We start from the raw sequence: 12,832 nt of genomic DNA, 5'->3' as shown, positions 1-12,832 counted from the left end.
ATGGCGGTTGGACCGACTAGAGTGAACAACGGTGGTCGAGCTTGGTCCACCTCGGTGGTCGAGCTTGGTCCACCTCGGTGGTCGAGCTTGTCGAGACCATCGCTTGACAATTCAAGAGGGGCTGATCGGTTTCGACTTGGGACGATCTGTTCCAGGGGAAGCGGGTCGAGAAGCCAACGTCATCTCGTTAACGTTCGTTGGAAACTACAAGTGCCAACTCTAAGCGCACTGACTTCGCTCTCGCTGCCTGAGCAGTGATCGAAGGGTCAGACCGGGCATCTGCCTTCGTCCCGGATCCTGGCCTCATCTAGAAGGCTTGCTGATCAATCCGCGTCGCGGAGGTTGATCGGGACTTTTCCGTGACTGGGCCTGTCGGCGACGTGTCAGTGCGAGCGCCGGGGCCGAGAAAACGACATCACTGACTGCACCCGGAGAAGACCTGGTTCGACGCTCGAGGACGCGGGTTCGATTCCCGCCAGCTCCACCTGATCACCTCTTGAAGACGACAACGTGGTTGATCGCAGTCACCCAGTGACTGCGATCAACCACGTTGTCGTTGTTGCCTCTCACAGCGAGCCTCGGCGGACGCCATTGAGCGTGCGGGTGGCCACCACGGCCCACGCCACCACCAGGGCGGCGTACAGGACCCCTGCGGCTACCTGCAGGAACACCGCCTGCGTGATCTGGGCCAGCCCCGAGGTGCCGGTCACGAACGTCCCGACCGGGAACGTGAACGACCACCAGGTGAGGGTGAACGGCAGTCCGTCGCGCACCGTTCGCACGGTCAGGGCAAGCGCCAGCGCGCACCACAGCGCAGCGAAGCCCCACACCGGGAGCCCGTAGACCAGCGCGAAGGCGCCGAAGGCGCTGCCGTACGGCGCGTCCAGCACGTACGGCGCCGTCGCCCCCAGGTGGTGGGCGGCGGTGATCGACTGACCGAGCGGGCCGAGCACGATCCACAGGGTCGGAACGGCGGCCGCGGCACCCACCTTGTGCTGGACGAGCCGGCTCCAGATCAGGGTGATGATCACCAGGCTGGCCACCAGGCTCAGTCCGAACATCATCGTGCAGACCAGCTGGAGGCTGAGCTGCCACTGGCCCGCGGGCAGATGGGGGATCAGCAGCGGGCCGGTGGCCGCTGAGACCATGGGCGGGACGACGGGCATCAGCCATCCCCCGAAGGCACTGTCGGCGTCGACGGGGTGGGTGGTGAAGGCCTGGATGGGCACCAGCACCGCTGTCGCCAGGCCGAGCGCCGTACCCAGGACCCAGAGCGTGCCGGCGACGCCCACGGCGAGCCGGTCCCCGAGCACGGGCGTGCCGACGAGCAGCGATCCGGCCCCCACCGTCAGGAGCGCCATGGCCGGAGCGCCGTAGAAGTGCGCGAGCACCGGGTCGTGGAGGTGGCCCCGGGCGACCTCCGGGTGCAACGCCCACTGCAGCAGCGTGGCCGTGGCGAGCACCACCAGCAGCAGGCCGGCCAGCAGCCACAGGCCGGTCGTGGCGACCGTGAGTCCGGGGATGTCGAAGGGGAGAGTGGCGCCGGCGATGGCCACGATGCCGGTGCCCATGACCGAGGCGAACCAATTCGGGCCGATGCACGCGAGGGCCGCCCTGCCGGGCGTCGCGGGGGCGTAGGTGGTCATGGGTCCAGCCTCCCCGGGCTCGTGCGGACTGAGTAGTCCACTCATCCCTGTGTGTCCACAGGAAGAACCTGTGGCCAGCGTAAGGTTGAGCCTGTGACCACTCATGTTCCCGACCTTCCCGCCCTACGACTGCTCGTCGGGGTGGCCCGGCACGGAAGCATCGGAGCAGCCGCCCGGGAGGCGGGGGTGACCCAGCAGGCCGCGTCGGAGCGGCTGCGGGCCGTCGAGGCCCAGGTGGGGCTCACCCTGCTGCAGCGAGGAGCGCGCGGATCGCGGTTGACCGCGGCCGGGGTCGTGCTGGTGGAGTGGGCAGGTCAGTTGCTCGAGGTCGCCGACGAGCTCGACACCGCTATCGAGGGACTGCGCGCCGAGCGTGGTCGCGACCTCAATGTGCACGCCAGCATGACGGTCGCCGAGACTCTGCTGCCGCGCTGGCTGGTGCTGCTGCGCCAGCGTCAGGTGGCCGGAGGACTGCGTCCCACAGCGGTCAGCCTGACCGCGACCAACAGTCAGCAGGTGGCGCAGGCGGTGCGCGAGGGCAGCGCCCACCTGGGGTTCGTCGAGGGGCTCACGGCGCCGGCCCAGCTCCGTTCCGCGAAGATCGCCGACGATGACCTGGTCCTGGTGGCGCCGCCCGGCAGTCCGCTGACCCGGCGCCGCACCGCGATCACGCCCGAGGAGATCTCCGAGCTGGCGCTGACGAGCCGCGAAGCCGGGTCGGGGACCCGGCAGGTCGTGGAGGCGGCGCTCGATCGGCACCGGCTCGCGATGGCCGCTCCGAGCGTGGAGCTCACGACCGCGACCGCCGTGCGCGAGGCCGTCCGGGCCGGCTCGGCGCCGGCGTTCCTGAGCCGACGAGTGGTCGAACGCGACCTGGCGGCCGGTCAGCTGGCCGAGGTCCCGACCACCGGGCTGATGCTCAGGCGCACCTTCCGGGCCGTCTGGGTGGGCTCGGCGACTCCCGCAGCAGGCCCCGTCCGCGACCTGGTGGCCATCGCCCGGGGGGCGCACTCCACTAGCCTCGCAGGGTGAGCGACTGTGTGTTCTGTGCCATCGCCTCGGGTGCCGCCGATGCCGACCGGGTGCTTGAGAACGACGACTTCGTGGGCTTCCTCGACCTGCGCCCGGTCTTCAAGGGTCACGTCCTGCTCATCCCACGACAGCACGTGCTGACGCTTCCTGACCTGCCCGCTGAGCTGCGCGACGGGTTCATGGAGGCCGGACAGCGACTGGCCAGCGCCATGATCGTCGCTCTCGGCGCTCAAGGCTCGTTCGTGGCGATCAACAACACCGTCAGCCAGTCGGTCCCACACCTGCACCTGCACGTCGTACCGCGCACGAAGGGTGACGGCTTGCGAGGCTTCTTCTGGCCGCGCACGAAGTACGCCGCCGACGAGTCGCGCGACTACGCCGAGAGGTTGCGCGTCGCGCTGGACTGACTGGCAGGTTCAGGGCGGTCCTCGGCACGGACGACGAGCTTCGGCCAGCCACGCTCGTGGTTGCCCGTGGCCAGGGCGGCCACCCACACGGTGAACGCACCGACTGCCGCGCCGGCGATCGTGTCGACGAAGAAGTGCCAGCCCAGGTAGACGGTGGCCAGGACGGTCAGGGCGAGGAACACCCAGCTGGCGATCTTGAGCCAGCGCGGCAGGCCGATGAAGTGCACGATCAGGCAGATCGTCACCATGATCCCGACGTGCAGTGAGGCGAAGGCGGCGATCGTCTGCACCACCTGAGTGTGGTGCGGGTCGGCGAGGACCTCGATCCGGTCGTTGATCATCGACTCCTGGAGACCCGACACGGCGGTGTGGGACAGGCCGGCGAACTGCCCTGGGTCGGAGTAGATCGGCCCCACCGTCGGCACCGCGAAGTAGATCGCGACACCCACCACCCAGTCGAGGGTCACGGCGGTCACGAACCACGCGCCCGCGCTGACGTGGCGCGTCCACATGAGGGCAACGGCCAACGTCACCGGGACCAGGACGATCCACGCGATATAGACGAAGGAGAAGAACTGGGCCGCCCAGCCGGTGCCGAACACGGAGTGCAGCACGCTCGCCGGATCGTTGCCGAGCCACAGGATCCGGTCGTAGCGCGCCAGGGTGGTGTCCCACAGGTTGTCGTTGACCATGGGCACGTAGCTCTTGAGGTTGCGGAAGGCGACGTACGCGAGGTACCACACCCCCAGGCCGGAGAACGCGAAGAAGAGGTGTCGCGGCCCCCACCGTTCCCGGGTCACCTCGGCACAGCCACGCAGCATCGCCATCGGGGAGGGCCAGTGCCGGCTGATCGCACGCGGCACCACGTCGATCAGGAAGGCGAGCAACAAGATGGCCGGCAACCGGACGTACGTCGGCATGCCGGCGCCGTCGGGATCACGGATCGGGAGGTCGTAGGCAAATGCCACCAGCGCCATGGCCACCGCAAGAAGTCCGGCGGCCACTCCGGCGAAGAAGAAGTTTGGCTTGCCCATTGCACATATCGTAGATGCCTCGGGGGCCGGACGCCGAACTGATTACGCCCCAGTCCTAGAGTGAGGCGTCGCCGCGGACAGCCGTCGGCTCGCCGAACAGGAGCAGAGGACACGAACATGGGTCGATTCGACGATCGAGTTGCCGTCATCACCGGAGCCGCCCGCGGCATCGGCTTCGCCACAGCCCAGCGCTTCGCCGCCGAGGGCGCCGCAGTCGCCATCCTGGACCTCGACGAGGCTCAGGCCGCCGACGCCGCCGCCCGCATCGAGGGCACCGCGATCGGGATCGGCTGCAACGTGAGCGACGCCGCCAGTGTCGAGGCAGCCGTGGACCGGGTCGTCGCCGAGCTCGGTGGGATCCACATCCTCGTCAACAACGCCGGCATCACCCGTGACAACCTGCTCTTCAAGATGACCGAGGAGGACTGGGACCTGGTCATGGGTGTCCACCTCAAGGGTGCGTTCCTGATGACCAAGGCAGCCCAGAAGCACTTCGTCGCGCAGAAGTACGGCAAGATCGTCAACCTCTCCAGCGTGTCGGCCCTCGGCAACCGTGGGCAGGCGAACTACTCGGCAGCCAAGATGGGTGTGCAGGGCTTCACCCGCACCCTGGGCATCGAGCTGGGTCCCTTCGGCGTGAACGCCAACGCCGTCGCCCCTGGATTCATCGCCACCGACATGACCGACGCCACGGCTGCCCGGGTGGGCATGGACGTCGAGGACTTCCGGGCCGCGGCAGCCGAACGCAACCCGGTTCGCCGGGTCGGTTTCCCTGACGACATCGCCGCCGCGGCGGCCTTCCTGGCCAGTGACGAGGCGTCCTACATCACCGGCCAGACCCTCTACGTCGACGGTGGCGCCACGCTCTGAGTTGGATTTCGCCGGCTCCGCATGCCTACGCTGCGGGGTCGGCGCAGTGCCGGCACGCTTCGGGCTTCGCCGAGTCCTGCCCGTCCGGAGCGTTCCCGTAGCAGCAGTCTGGGCAGGAGTGGGGGACCCACAGGTTCCACGCGGTCGCTGGTGACAGCGACCGCTCGGGGTGAAGGCAGATCATGCCGGAGCACTTTCCAGCTCCAACCCGACAGCTCACCTCACAGGCGCGGGAAAGGAACGCTTCGCCATGCCTGTTTCTCGACTTCGCAGCCTCGTCGTGCTGCCCTTCGTGCTGGTCGGCCTTCTCGCCCTCAGCACCCCGAGCACCGCCAGCGCCCCACCGGCTGCCGGCCACCGGGCCGCCGCCACCCAGTCCAGCGCCCAACTGCGGGCGGCTCGGATCGACCGCGCCGTCTCGGTCGCCGTGCGCCAGATCGGCGACCGCTACCGGTACGGCGCCGCCGGACCGCGGGCGTTCGACTGCTCCGGGCTGTTGAACTACAGCTTCCGCAAGGCGGGCTTCCGCAAGGTCCCGCGGACCTCCGACGCCCAGGCCCGCTGGGGCCACCGGGTCAAGAAGTCCCACCTGCGCCGCGGCGACCTGATGTTCTTCCACGACGGCGGCAACGTCTACCACGCCGCGATCTTCCTGCACCGCACGAAGCGCGGCGCCGTGGTGATGCTGGACTCCCAGCGCCCAGGCACCAGCGTGCACCGTCGCCACCCGTGGACGAAGGCCTGGTTCGGGCGCTCCCTGCGACGCTGAGAGCCGATGGCCGAAAGCGGTCACTTACCCTGATGTGAAGGCGCGCCTCCCCAGATTCCACCGGCGCGCCTTCACCATGTTTGAAGTAGACCGTTTCACTCGATGTTGAGGAGCCCTTGTGCGCCGCGCAAGCCTGTCCATTGCCCTGATTGCCGCCGCCAGCCTGCTGCTCGCCGCCTGTGGCGGTGACGACAAGGAGTCCAGCGACACCCCCGACCCGCAGTCGACGGCCGGCGGGCAGAGCTTCGAGAGCACCTGGCCCCTGACCGGACTCCCGGCGCAGGCCGGTGAGGATCCCGCCCTGGACCACCCGGTCGTCGTGGCCAAGGTGGACAACTCGGGCTCGGAGTTGCAGGCCGGCCTCAGCAAGGCAGACCTCGTCGTGGAGGAGCTGGTCGAGGGCGGCATCACCCGCCTGGCCGCGTTCTACTACTCCGACCTGCCCGCCCAGGTCGGCCCGATGCGGTCCATGAGGTTCAGCGACATCGGCATCGTCAAGCCCGTCGACGCCGTGATCGCGACCTCCGGTGCGGCCCCGGTCACGATTCGCAAGATCCAGGACGCCGGGATCACCTTCTTCGGCGAAGGAGCCAAGGGCTTCAGTCGCGACAGCAGTCGCTCGGCGCCGTACAACCTGATGGCCGACCTCGGCCAGGTGACGTCCGGCATCAAGCAGGAGGCGGCCCGACCCGACGACTACCTCACGTGGGGCGAGGCGGACGCCGAGGTCGGTGGCCAGAAGGCCAAGAAGTTCTCGGCCAGCTTCTCCGGAGCACACACCTCGGAGTGGAAGTACGTCGCTGGGCACTACAAGCTGCTGAACTCCAACGCACCCGAGAACGACTCGTTCCAGCCGGACACCGTGCTGGTGCTGCGCGTGAAGACCACCGACGCGGGCTACAAGGACCCCGCCGGCAACCCGGTGCCCGAGACGCACTTCACCGGCAAGGGTGCCGCGATGGTGTTCCACGGCGGCAAAATGCTGCGCGGGACCTGGACCAAGGACGGTCTCGACGCCCACCTGACGCTGTCCACCGCGAGCGGTGAGGTCAAGATCCCAGCCGGACACGTCTGGATCGAGCTGGTGCCCACCGACGGCGGGGATGTCACTTTCAAGTAGATCGCGCCGTGGTCGGGGCAGAATGGTGACATGAGCAGTGACCCCGTCGGCATCCGACCCGGAGTGCTGCTGGTTGCTGCCCCGATCCTGATCGACCCCAACTTCGCCGACACCGTGGTGCTGATCCTGGACACCGACACCAACGGGGCGCTCGGCGTCGTGCTCAACCGGCCCTCGCCGGTGCCCGTGATCGAGGTCCTGGGTGACTGGGTCGACGTGGTCACCGATCCGGACGTCCTCTACCGAGGTGGCCCGGTCAGCACCGACGGCGCCCTCGCGGTGGGTCGCCTCGTGGACCCTGCCGACGAGCCGGTCGGCTGGCGGGTCGTCTTCGGTGACGTCGGCATCCTCGACCTGGACACCCCCGTCGAGCTCGTCGACGGCATGCTCGACGGGCTGCGGATCTTCGCAGGCTATGCCGGCTGGGGTGCCGGGCAGCTGGAGCGCGAGATCCACGAGGGCAGCTGGTACGTCGTGGACTCCGCGCCGGAGGACCCGTTCGCCGAGGACGTCAGCGATCTGTGGCGGGAGGTGCTGCGCCGCCAACCGGGCGAACTCGCCTGGATCTCCACCCGGCCGGCAGACCCTGCACTGAACTGACCACCGTCTGATCTAAACTCGGGACCATCATGAGCAACCCCATCGGATTCACCGACACCGACGTCCTCGAAGACCGCCGTACGGTCCCGACCGACCAGGGGGACCATGAGCGCTTCAGCCACTACGTGCCGAAGGAGAAGCTCACCGAGGCCATGGTGATGGGCACTCCGGTCATCGCCCTGTGCGGCAAGGTGTGGGTCCCCAGTCGGGCGCCGGAGAAGTTCCCGGTCTGCCCGGACTGCAAGGAGATCTGGGAGTCCATCAACCCGGGCAAGCCCGGCGGAGGAGAGGGCGAGTGAGCGGACGGCCACCAGCCGATCATCCTGCCCACCTCGACCTCACTCCCGCTCTCTCCCCTGCGTGGCCCGACCGGGCCGCCTGGGGCACCGCTCCGCTGCTGCGGGCCTGGCAGACAGCAGCGCTCCAGCGCTACCTCGAGGCCTCGCCGCGCGACTTCCTCACCGTCGCCACCCCGGGTGCGGGCAAGACCACGTTCGCCCTCACGGTGGCTGCGGAGCTGCTCGGGCGCAGGATCGTGGACAGGATCACGATCGTGGCCCCCACCGACCACCTCAAGACCCAGTGGGCCGAGGCCGCGGCACGAGCCGGTATCCCGATCGACCCGACCTACTCCGCGGGAGCCGGCAAGATCTCGAAGGACTTCGTCGGGATCGCGGTGACCTATGCCGGGGTCGCGGTGAACCCGCTGGCGATGCGGATCCGCACCGAGCGGTTCAAGACCCTCGTGATCCTCGACGAGGTGCACCACGCCGGTGACGCCCTCTCGTGGGGAGAGGGTGTGCGCGAAGCCTTCGACCCGGCAACGCGACGTCTGGCCCTGACCGGCACTCCGTTCCGCTCCGACGTCAACCCGATCCCGTTCGTCACCTACGCCCCCGGGGACGACGGCATCCCCCGGTCGGTCGCCGACCACACCTACGGCTACGCCCAGGCGCTGGCCGATCACGTGGTGCGCCCGGTCATGTTCCTGGCCTACTCCGGGGAGATGCAGTGGCGCACTCGGGCCGGTGACGAGATCGCCGCCCGCCTCGGCGAACCCCTGACCAAGGACCTCACCGCCCAGGCCCTGCGCACTGCGCTCGACCCCCAAGGGTCGTGGATGCCCGCCGTCCTCGCCGCCGCCGACCGCCGACTCGCCGAAGTCCGCCGCCACGTGCCCGACGCCGGCGGCATGGTGATCGCCAGCGACCAGGACTCGGCCCGGGCCTATGCCAAGCTGCTCAAGGCGATCACCGGCGAGCCGGCCACCGTCGTGCTGTCCGACGAGAAGGGCGCATCGAAGAAGATCAGCGCCTTCAGTGCGGGTGACTCCCGCTGGATGGTCGCGGTGCGCATGGTCTCCGAAGGGGTCGACGTGCCCCGTCTCGCGGTGGGGGTCTACGCGACCGTGACCTCGACACCTTTGTTCTTCGCCCAGGCCGTCGGCCGCTTCGTCCGAGCCCGCAGGCGTGGGGAGACCGCCTCGGTGTTCCTGCCGTCTGTGCCGTCGCTGTTGGGCTTCGCCTCCGAGATGGAGGTCGAGCGCGACCATGTGCTCGGCCGTCGGATCACCGACGAGGACGACATCTTCGCCGCTGAGAACGACCTGTTGGCCCAGGCCAACGCCGGTGAGTCGGCCAGCGGGGAGCTGGAGATGGCCTTCGAGGCGCTCGGATCGGAGGCCACCTTCGACCACGTCCTGTTCGACGGCGCCACCTTCGGGCACGCAGGTGAGGTGCACGTCGGCTCCGAGGAGGAGATGGACTTCCTCGGGATCCCCGGCCTCCTCGAGCCCGACCAGGTCCGCGAGCTCCTGCACACCAGGCAGAGCGAGCGCGCCCGCAAGCAGAAACGGGACCGTCCCGAGCCCACGGTGGCCGAGTTGACCACCCATGAGCAGTTGGCGGTGCTGCGACGCGAGCTCAACGGGCTGGTGGCCGCGTGGAACCACCGCACGGGACAACCTCACGGGGTCACCCATGCGGCCCTGCGCAAGGAGTGTGGGGGACCGGCTGCCGCGGTGGCCACGGCCGAGCAGCTGCACGCCCGCGTGGACAAGATCCGGGAATGGGCCATCAAACCGACAGCCTGAGCGGGCCTACACTCGTCGTCATGGCGACGGAGACCTCGCAGACGCTGGACCGGGGACTGCGGGTGCTCCGGGTCCTGGCCGGCACGCCGGCTGGCCTGACCGTCACCGAGCTCGCCGCCGAGCTGGGCGTCAACCGGACGGTCGTCTACCGACTGGTCACCACGCTCGAGCAGCATGCGCTGGTACGCCGCGATGCCCGTGGCCGCCTGTACGTCGGACTCGGGGTGCTGCACCTGGCCTCAGCGGTCCAACCCGTGCTGCGCGACACGGCCGTGCCGGTGCTGCGCGAACTCGCCGAAGCCGTCGGTTGCACGGCGCACCTGACCATCGCCGATGGTGACCAGGCCCTGGCGCTGGCCGTCGTGGAGCCTTCCTGGACCGACTTCCACGTGGCCTACCGGGTGGGTGCCCGCCACCGCCTCGACCAGGGCGCAGCCGGCCGGGCGATCCTGCTGGGCCGGTCCGCGCGCAGCGATCCCTACGTCGTCACCACCGGTGAGCTGCAGCCCGGGGCGCGCGGATTGGCGGCACCCGTGCGCGGCGTCGACGGCCTCGAGGCCTCGGTCGGAGTGGTCACGCTCGGCGACTTCGCCCTCGACGTGGTCGCCCCCCGCGTGTGCGCAGCTGCGGCTCAGGTTGCCGCCAGGCTGTCCTGAGCCTCACTTGGAGCACCGGCTTCACTTGCGACCAGGGGCAGGGTGCGAAACGGCACCTGCTCGGCCAGCGCGATCACCGTCGTGGACCGCTCGATCGAGGAGGAGCCCAGGACCAGGTCGATGACGCGCTGCAGGTCGGTGTTCGACCGCGCGACCACGCGACACCACATGTCTCCGGCCCCGGTGATCGTGAAGGCCTCCAACACCTCGGGGACCTGGGCCAGGTGGCGCGCCACCACGTCATGGCCGCTGCCCTGGCGGATCTCCAGCGTCAGGAAGGCGGTGACCGGGAAGCCGATGGCGGCGGGGGAGAGGTCCGGGCCCCAGCCCCTGATCACGCCGGTGGACACCAGTCGGTCGATGCGCGCCTGCACGGTGCCCCTGGCCACCGACAGTCGCCGTGAGGCCTCCAGGACTCCGATCCTCGGCTCGTGGGCGAAGAGTTCGATCAATCTGCCATCCAACGCGTCCATGGCCGCCCCTCAATCAGACATATTGTCCAGTGCTGGCGGCAACTGTTGCACAGGATGTCTCCTCAAGACACCCTTGGGCCATGACTGAGATCCTCTCGCACGGCGGCGCCCTGACCATGGACGAGATGAAGGCCGACCTCACCCTGGACCAGCTGCACCAGCTGGTGGGCCTGGTGGACTACGACGCCGACCATGACGCCTTCCCGGTCACCGGCTGGGACGCGATCGTCTTCGTCGTCGGCAACGCCACCCAGACCGCGCACTACTACGCGAGCGCCTGGGGCATGGAGCTGGTGGCCTACTCCGGTCCTGAGAACGGCAACCGGGACCACAAGTCGTTCGTGCTGCGCTCCGGCTCGATCAAGTTCGTCATCAACGGCGCCGTGGACCCCGAGAGCCCGCTGGTGGCGCATCACGCGCAGCACGGCGACGGGGTCGTGGACATCGCCCTCGAGGTGCCCGACGTCGACCAGTGCATCCGCCAGGCGCTCTCCGCCGGCGCGAGCGTCGTCCGCCAGCCAGAGACGCTCACCGACGAACACGGCTCCGTGCGGATCGCGGCCATCGCGACGTACGGCCAGACCCGGCACACGCTCGTCCAGCGGGTCGTCGACGGCGCGACGTACGCCGGCCCCTACCTGCCCGGCTACACCCCGGCGGCGCCACGCTGGACCAAGCGCGAAGGCGAGCCGAAGCGGCTGTTCCAGGCGCTGGACCACATCGTCGGCAACGTCGAGCTCGGCAAGATGGACCAGTGGGTCGACTTCTACAACCGGGTCATGGGCTTCGTGAACATGGCCGAGTTCATCGGTGACGACATCGCGACCGACTACTCGGCGTTGATGTCGAAGGTGGTGGCCAACGGCAACCACCGGGTGAAGTTCCCCCTCAACGAGCCGGCCGTTGCTGCCCGCAAGTCCCAGATCGACGAGTACCTCGACTTCTACCGCGGCCCCGGCGCCCAGCACCTGGCCGTGGCCACCGGCGACATCCTGGCCTCGGTGGACGCTCTGCGCGCCAACGGGGTCGAGTTCCTGAACACCCCGGACTCCTACTACGAGGACCCCGAGCTGCGCGAGCGGATCGGCAAGGTCCGGGTGCCGATCGAGGAGCTCCAGAGCCGCGGCATCCTGGTGGACCGGGACGAGGACGGCTACCTGCTGCAGATCTTCACCAAGCCGATCGGGGATCGACCGACGGTCTTCTTCGAGCTCATCGAGCGCCACGGCTCCCTCGGCTTCGGCAAGGGCAACTTCAAGGCGCTCTTCGAGGCGATCGAGCGCGAGCAGGACAAGCGCGGAAATCTCTGATCGCCTGTGATCGGCGGGCTCGCGGGTTAGGGTCCGCTGCATGAGCCCGATGCCCGCCGGTTGGTACCCCGACCCGTCGACCACCCCGCCCGGCATCGAGCCCGGACTGCGTTGGTGGGACGGCCGCAACTGGACGGCCCACATGCAGGCCGCCCCCCAGCCGGTGACGCTGGAGAAGGCTGACCAGGGGCAGGTCCAGGTCCAGGTCCAGCCTCAGTCGTACAGCGGCTATCCCAACGGCCAGCAGCCGGTGGTGGCCGCCGGGCCGCGCCTGACGCCCGATGGTCAGCCGATCGGGTCGTGGGGGAGACGACTGGCGGCCTACCTGATCGACAGCCTGGTCACGATCCTGGTCTCCGCGCTGGTGTCGCTGCCCTACTGGCGACAGGTCTTCGACTACGTGCGCGTGGTCGTCGACGACGTCCTCGCCCAGGCCGATCGCGGGGTGCAGAACCCGGTGATGCCGACGGACTCGGAGATGTTCTCGGCGCTCTGGGAGCCCTTCCTCGCGATCGCGGTCATCGGCTACCTGGTCAGCCTGCTCTACCACGGGGGCTTCCTGGCCTGGCGGGCCGCGACTCCGGGCAAGATGATGCTGGGGCTCCAGGTCAGGCTGCGTGAGCGTCCCGGACCGCTGCCGTGGGGCACGATCCTGGTCCGGTGGACGGGGCAGTTCGGTGTCGGCGTCCTCGGGTTCCTGCCGGTGGTCGGCCTGGTCGCCTATCTCTATCCGTGGCTCGACGGGCTGTGGCCGCTGTGGGACGGCAAGCGCCAGGCGCTGCACGACAAGCTCGCCAGGACCAACGTGGTCCGGGTCTACTGA

The 12,832-nt window shown here is 69.0% G+C and carries 14 protein-coding genes, 1 other RNA gene and 1 riboswitch; of the genes, 12 read left to right on the top strand and 3 right to left on the bottom strand.

Annotation, left to right across the window (positions count from 1 at the left end; all coding sequences use genetic code 11):
* The first annotated feature begins 117 nt into the window (after positions 1-117).
* Positions 118-487, top strand: a transfer-messenger RNA (tmRNA) gene (gene ssrA, locus AB7I40_RS01400).
* 79 nt (positions 488-566) lie between these two features.
* Here the strand turns inward: ssrA and AB7I40_RS01395 are convergent.
* Entirely contained in the window at positions 567-1,646 is a 1,080-nt protein-coding gene (locus tag AB7I40_RS01395) for a TDT family transporter (protein ID WP_428346717.1), read from the bottom strand.
* 93 nt (positions 1,647-1,739) lie between these two features.
* On the opposite strand from AB7I40_RS01395, the gene AB7I40_RS01390 reads away from it, so the two are divergent.
* Together AB7I40_RS01390 and AB7I40_RS01385 are read left to right on the top strand one after the other, a co-directional pair.
* Positions 1,740-2,678 carry a LysR family transcriptional regulator gene (locus tag AB7I40_RS01390; protein ID WP_428346718.1) on the top strand — a complete coding sequence of 313 codons (939 nt, stop codon included), beginning with the start codon at positions 1,740-1,742 and terminating at the stop codon, positions 2,676-2,678.
* The gene (locus AB7I40_RS01385) at positions 2,675-3,085 is read left to right on the top strand and encodes an HIT family protein (protein WP_428346720.1); all 411 of its coding nucleotides are present in this window, start codon (positions 2,675-2,677) and stop codon (positions 3,083-3,085) included. Before AB7I40_RS01390 ends, AB7I40_RS01385 begins: the two co-directional genes overlap by 4 nt.
* Here the strand turns inward: AB7I40_RS01385 and AB7I40_RS01380 are convergent.
* Positions 3,052-4,119 carry a phosphatase PAP2 family protein gene (locus tag AB7I40_RS01380; protein ID WP_428346721.1) on the bottom strand — a complete coding sequence of 356 codons (1,068 nt, stop codon included), beginning with the start codon at positions 4,117-4,119 and terminating at the stop codon, positions 3,052-3,054. The two genes, AB7I40_RS01385 and AB7I40_RS01380, sit on opposite strands and share 34 nt — an antisense overlap.
* 117 nt (positions 4,120-4,236) lie before the next feature.
* Here AB7I40_RS01380 and AB7I40_RS01375 point away from each other — a divergent pair, with 117 nt between their 5' ends.
* From AB7I40_RS01375 to AB7I40_RS01345, 7 genes are all read left to right on the top strand, one after another.
* The gene (locus AB7I40_RS01375) at positions 4,237-4,989 is read left to right on the top strand and encodes an SDR family NAD(P)-dependent oxidoreductase (protein WP_428346722.1); all 753 of its coding nucleotides are present in this window, start codon (positions 4,237-4,239) and stop codon (positions 4,987-4,989) included.
* Between the two features lie 89 nt (positions 4,990-5,078).
* Positions 5,079-5,234, top strand: a riboswitch (cyclic di-AMP (ydaO/yuaA leader).
* Positions 5,235-5,239: 5 nt separating this feature from the next.
* Complete coding sequence (locus AB7I40_RS01370) at positions 5,240-5,758, top strand: C40 family peptidase (protein ID WP_428346723.1); 519 nt, start codon at positions 5,240-5,242, stop codon at positions 5,756-5,758.
* 118 nt (positions 5,759-5,876) lie between these two features.
* Positions 5,877-6,878 (top strand): DUF3048 domain-containing protein, encoded by a 1,002-nt coding sequence (locus AB7I40_RS01365; protein WP_428346724.1) that lies wholly within the window; start codon positions 5,877-5,879, stop codon positions 6,876-6,878.
* Positions 6,879-6,908: 30 nt separating this feature from the next.
* A complete protein-coding gene (locus AB7I40_RS01360; RefSeq protein WP_428346725.1) occupies positions 6,909-7,478 on the top strand; it encodes a YqgE/AlgH family protein in 570 nt (189 codons plus the stop codon).
* Between the two features lie 29 nt (positions 7,479-7,507).
* Positions 7,508-7,777 (top strand): DUF3039 domain-containing protein, encoded by a 270-nt coding sequence (locus tag AB7I40_RS01355; protein ID WP_428346726.1) that lies wholly within the window; start codon positions 7,508-7,510, stop codon positions 7,775-7,777.
* Positions 7,774-9,570, top strand: coding sequence for a DEAD/DEAH box helicase (locus AB7I40_RS01350; RefSeq protein WP_428346727.1), 1,797 nt, complete (start codon positions 7,774-7,776; stop codon positions 9,568-9,570). Before AB7I40_RS01355 ends, AB7I40_RS01350 begins: the two co-directional genes overlap by 4 nt.
* 20 nt (positions 9,571-9,590) lie before the next feature.
* The gene (locus tag AB7I40_RS01345) at positions 9,591-10,226 is read left to right on the top strand and encodes an IclR family transcriptional regulator (RefSeq protein WP_428346728.1); all 636 of its coding nucleotides are present in this window, start codon (positions 9,591-9,593) and stop codon (positions 10,224-10,226) included.
* Here the strand turns inward: AB7I40_RS01345 and AB7I40_RS01340 are convergent.
* Complete coding sequence (locus tag AB7I40_RS01340; protein ID WP_428346729.1) at positions 10,202-10,699, bottom strand: Lrp/AsnC family transcriptional regulator; 498 nt, start codon at positions 10,697-10,699, stop codon at positions 10,202-10,204. The two genes, AB7I40_RS01345 and AB7I40_RS01340, sit on opposite strands and share 25 nt — an antisense overlap.
* An 80-nt stretch (positions 10,700-10,779) precedes the next feature.
* On the opposite strand from AB7I40_RS01340, the gene hppD reads away from it, so the two are divergent.
* Together hppD and AB7I40_RS01330 are read left to right on the top strand one after the other, a co-directional pair.
* On the top strand, positions 10,780-12,009 hold the full coding sequence (gene hppD, locus AB7I40_RS01335; protein WP_428346731.1) for a 4-hydroxyphenylpyruvate dioxygenase: 1,230 nt from the start codon (positions 10,780-10,782) through the stop codon (positions 12,007-12,009).
* A gap of 40 nt (positions 12,010-12,049) precedes the next feature.
* Complete coding sequence (locus AB7I40_RS01330) at positions 12,050-12,832, top strand: RDD family protein (protein ID WP_428346732.1); 783 nt, start codon at positions 12,050-12,052, stop codon at positions 12,830-12,832.

The sequence above is a fragment of the Nocardioides sp. genome (assembly GCF_050246775.1).
GTDB lineage: Bacteria > Actinomycetota > Actinomycetes > Propionibacteriales > Nocardioidaceae > Nocardioides.
The sequence above is the reverse complement of the archived record's forward strand: the minus strand, read 5'-3'. Positions and strand labels throughout refer to the sequence as shown.

Bases quoted from the DNA above. Each gene is read 5' to 3' on its own strand.
- AB7I40_RS01380 (WP_428346721.1), bottom strand. From the start codon at position 4,119: ATGGGCAAGCCAAACTTCTTCTTCGCCGGAGTGGCCGCCGGACTTCTT.
- AB7I40_RS01370 (WP_428346723.1), top strand. From the start codon at position 5,240: ATGCCTGTTTCTCGACTTCGCAGCCTCGTCGTGCTGCCCTTCGTGCTG.
- AB7I40_RS01375 (WP_428346722.1), top strand. From the start codon at position 4,237: ATGGGTCGATTCGACGATCGAGTTGCCGTCATCACCGGAGCCGCCCGC.
- AB7I40_RS01360 (WP_428346725.1), top strand. From the start codon at position 6,909: ATGAGCAGTGACCCCGTCGGCATCCGACCCGGAGTGCTGCTGGTTGCT.
- hppD (WP_428346731.1), top strand. From the start codon at position 10,780: ATGACTGAGATCCTCTCGCACGGCGGCGCCCTGACCATGGACGAGATG.
- AB7I40_RS01355 (WP_428346726.1), top strand. From the start codon at position 7,508: ATGAGCAACCCCATCGGATTCACCGACACCGACGTCCTCGAAGACCGC.
- AB7I40_RS01395 (WP_428346717.1), bottom strand. From the start codon at position 1,646: ATGACCACCTACGCCCCCGCGACGCCCGGCAGGGCGGCCCTCGCGTGC.
- AB7I40_RS01345 (WP_428346728.1), top strand. From the start codon at position 9,591: ATGGCGACGGAGACCTCGCAGACGCTGGACCGGGGACTGCGGGTGCTC.
- AB7I40_RS01330 (WP_428346732.1), top strand. From the start codon at position 12,050: ATGAGCCCGATGCCCGCCGGTTGGTACCCCGACCCGTCGACCACCCCG.
- AB7I40_RS01340 (WP_428346729.1), bottom strand. From the start codon at position 10,699: ATGGACGCGTTGGATGGCAGATTGATCGAACTCTTCGCCCACGAGCCG.